Origin of the sequence: Planktothrix sp. FACHB-1355 (assembly GCF_014748295.1) — a bacterium.
Taxonomy (GTDB): Bacteria; Cyanobacteriota; Cyanobacteriia; order Cyanobacteriales; family Aerosakkonemataceae; genus Aerosakkonema; species Aerosakkonema funiforme_A.
This window is the reverse complement of sequence record NZ_JACJUP010000711.1, coordinates 1-3,718: the sequence shown is the minus strand read 5'-3', so window position 1 is coordinate 3,718 and position 3,718 is coordinate 1. Positions and strand designations below refer to the sequence as shown.

The 3,718-nt window shown below is 39.3% G+C and carries 3 protein-coding genes; 1 reads left to right on the top strand and 2 read right to left on the bottom strand.

Going from position 1 to position 3,718, the window contains the following annotated elements; translation table 11 throughout:
• Window positions 1-725 (top strand): pentapeptide repeat-containing protein (locus H6S82_RS23530; RefSeq protein ID WP_191056796.1); only part of this gene is annotated, 725 nt, incomplete at its 5' end.
• Between the two features lie 267 nt (window positions 726-992).
• Here H6S82_RS23530 and H6S82_RS23525 read toward each other — a convergent pair.
• Both H6S82_RS23525 and H6S82_RS23520 read right to left on the bottom strand, forming a co-directional pair.
• Window positions 993-1,319 (bottom strand): STAS domain-containing protein, encoded by a 327-nt coding sequence (locus tag H6S82_RS23525; RefSeq protein ID WP_191056795.1) that lies wholly within the window; start codon window positions 1,317-1,319, stop codon window positions 993-995.
• A 579-nt stretch (window positions 1,320-1,898) separates the two neighbouring features.
• Window positions 1,899-2,528 carry an NYN domain-containing protein gene (locus H6S82_RS23520; RefSeq protein ID WP_322111976.1) on the bottom strand — a complete coding sequence of 210 codons (630 nt, stop codon included), beginning with the start codon at window positions 2,526-2,528 and terminating at the stop codon, window positions 1,899-1,901.
• Between the last annotated feature and the right edge of the window lie 1,190 nt (window positions 2,529-3,718).

Here is a 3,718-nt window from a genome sequence, read left to right as displayed (position 1 = left end):
TATCCGTGGGTAGCGATCGCACTCCTGCAAGTGCCTTAACAAAAGTTCATACAGTGTCGATTACTTTTGTCCGACTACTTAGCGACTTTACGGGATTCTATTTTCAAGCAGCAAACTTAAGTGGAACCACACTGATTAATGTTAATTTCTCTGAAGCCAATCTTTATAAAGCTTTACTGAATTACGCGGACTTAAGTTATGCCGATTTGTATCAAGCTTACCTGCGCGAAGCAGACTTGCGCGAAGCAAATTTATTTAAAGCAAAGTTGAATGAAGCTAACTTAATGCTGAGCAACTTGTGTGGAGCTTCCCTCTGGAAAGCTACGTTATGTAATGCCAACCTCTGGGCTGCTTCTCTGTGCGATGCAGATTTGAACGAAGCCGACCTCAGAAAAGCTAAGTTGGTAGAGGCATCACTGATTGGAGCCAATCTTTTTGCAGCCAATTTAAGTGAAGCAAAGCTGTGGGGAGCGAGCATAGGTGAAGCTAATTTAACTCAAGCTAATTTGACAGGAGCAGATTTACGTTGGGCAAATTTGAGCGGTGCAGATTTAACAGAGGCAGACTTGCGCGGCGCAAATCTCGACAATGCCAATCTCACAGGTGCAAAGCTCGATAAAACTATTATGCCCGATCCAGCTATGCAGCCCGGGAAACCGATCGTATCCTGTCCGCTCACTAACTTTGTCTGCGATTTGCGGCTTTTTGCAAGCACTCAGGCTTAAGCTAATTGCTAATTGCGATCGGTATAGAGTAATTTCAGGCGTTAAATTTTAGATGTTTAATTTTTCACTCGTAATCTAAATTTACAATTTGAAATTAAGCGTGCCGATTCCTTAGTAAATAGATGCTTTTTAAGTTGTTGTCAAGTTAGAAAGTCGGCTAGTTATTCTTAACTTTGCAACTTTTCTGCTTGACAACTGATATTTGTTTATTTGGCAGCCAATGCTAAAGTAGATTAGTCTGCGGGTCGGCCCTAAATTAACGACAGACTATTTTTTTTGCAGCATGGAGCTATAAAATTCATCCAAACTAGAAAAAGTTTCAAGAACTCGATCCAAACCAGTAAGTTCAAATAAAATCCTGACTTGATCGTTTAAAGAGCAAATGAAAACCTTGCACCCAGCAGAGCGAATCAATTTGAAAACCTCGACTAGAGCCATTAACCCTGAGCCGGTAATAGATGTTAGATTCTTCAGATCGAGCAAAACAATACTGGCTCCTGCCTTAACAATATCCTCAATTTCTCGATAAAACTGAGTAGCTACATTGCTGTCGGAAACATCAGGATAATGGACAACCTTGACAACTTGATTCATATTCCAAGCCTCGATTAGTAGTTGAAATTGTTGCAATCTCGCTAGTTTGTAATTGGCGTTAGCCTGCCCAAGCACCTAACGCTTAGTAAATAGCCGATCGCATTGTCAAAACAGATGTTTGCCGTTACGCTGGGCTGAAGATAACAATAACCACTTGTGGTGGTATTTGATTTAAAATGTATCATTCTGTTTCGACATATTCCTCTATCTGAAGATATGGCTCTGCGTACAAAAGTAGTACAAGCCTAATTTTAGTTGGCAAAGCTAATGCTATAAGATAGCTTATCAAGCCATCTTGAATTTTTTTTGTATTAAAAGTAACAAATTTATTTTGGCTTCCACTTATACTTTAGATATAAATAAAGTCATTCTTTAGCTCGAAATAAATTTTTCGTTTTTTTCTCAAAAACCTGTATTTTTACGCTGTAAATACAGGGAGCAATTCTGCTTAAAATAAAGTGAATGACGCGCTTGTTAAGGTAAAGGTTTCCTATTCTTGAAAACCTCTACCCATAGCTTACACCAAATGTTTTTTCAACAATTTTTTGCGAAATCATCAATAGCTATTAAAATCAAAACCTACTCAAAACCATTTGACTTAGTTTCATCTTTGATTGCCTCTGTTAGTTTAGTACCAGATAAAGAGCGATGGTTGTACCCTCCTCCGGAAGACTTTTGGATATCTTCTTTGATGGTATCAAGATCGATGTAACGATCGGCAACATTGAGTAAGCTTTCGCTAGTCATAGAGCGCAACCCTACCACTTCCACTCTTGCTCCCCGGTAACTAACCGCATTCACCGCATAGGCTAAATCGCCATCACCGCTGACTAAAATAGCAGTATCGTAATAATCTGCTAAAGTAACCATATCTACAGCTATTTCTACATCTAGGTTACCTTTTCTAGAGCCGTCTGGGAGTTGAATTATATCTTTGGTGATCAGGCGATAGCCATGACGACGCATCCAATATAAAAAACCATGTTGCTTTTCGTTTGTGGGATCTACTCCGGTGTAAAAGAAACAGCGCAACAGGGGAGAACCATCGGTTAAATAGCAAAGTAGTTTGAGATAGTCAATTTCAACACCTATTTCTAAAGCTGCATAGAATAGATTAGAACCATCAATAAACACCGCTATTCGACCGCGATTTGAACGATTAAAATCGGCAATCTCGCCAGCATTTACTGCGTCATTTGGCGCAGCAATATTTAAAGTTTCGGCCAATGACAAATCTAAATTATCAGGATGAAAGCTTTTCCCAGGATCGGTATGCTGCATTTCTACTCCTGATTTGTTTGAGATTAGTCCGCTACTATACCTGTTTTTTTCTTTGGACTGAGTTTCGATTGGCTCTATGTGCTTTATCAAAGGTTCCGCAAGGGGAGATGGCGCTGGGTGGGATAAGCGCGATCTCATCGGTTTTACTTTTGGTTGGTGGGTTTGCTTAAAGATATACATCTGTTTATCTCTCCTTGAATTTCTTCTTCATACAATATTATCTTTGTGCTGCTGCCTGCTGTACGCATACTCGGTATTTAGCCTATCCTTTCCGCAAAAAAATTGTTAGGATATCGAGTGGAATTTTTTCGCTCACCTTGGAGCAGCGCAAAAGCAGCTATGAAATACAGTTCCTGATTTTTATTCGCTTGATTTATGTGGCAACGGTTGCCATAATTAATCTTTTCGCTCATGTTATCGGTATGTTTTTAAATTGTTGTCCTTAATAAGCAAGGTAACTGCTTTAGTTTTACTAAATTTCTACCGCAAGAACAGGATTGTTTTCTACCAAAAGAACAGTTTTAATGTAAAGTAAATCTGTATATAATAATACACAATGGGTCTATGCTAAGAAATAAAGTTGAATAGGAGCGTGGAAAAATCAAAAGGATAGCTATCTTTATTTTGTCTTTTCGCTCGCAAGCCCTACGCTACTCAGAAGTTGAGGCTTAGGGTTATTTTCGATCGCTTGCTTTAGGCATAGCAGTAGTTTGCGCCTAATGGCAGAGATTGATAATTTCGGCGATCGCTACTATCAACACAAGACAAAGATATTGAAAATTATTTAGTACTCTTGACAATAGAACATAATTATGATATTAAATTTGACGCTTACGCCTACAATGGCAAAGACCACAATAGCTTTGTGTTTGGCTGGACTCCCTAAGTAAAGCTTTAGAACGATCGCTTAGTTATGATTGGCTTACCTACTTTAGGATTTAGCTGGCCATAGCGTGCTGCACGACATATAGCACCTGATTAGCTAGACTACCTCTGTTGGCTAATAGTCGAAAAAGTCAGAACAATGGTGCAAAAACCGCTCTGGAATTTCTGGACTAGCACCAAAATGAAGATGTAGGTACGAAGCGTGAACGCGGTGCTTGAGCCATCCTTCAGAT

Excerpts from the sequence above, each read along its gene's own strand:
- H6S82_RS23525 (WP_191056795.1), bottom strand. The coding sequence starts at position 1,319 with ATGAATCAAGTTGTCAAGGTTGTCCATTATCCTGATGTTTCCGACAGC.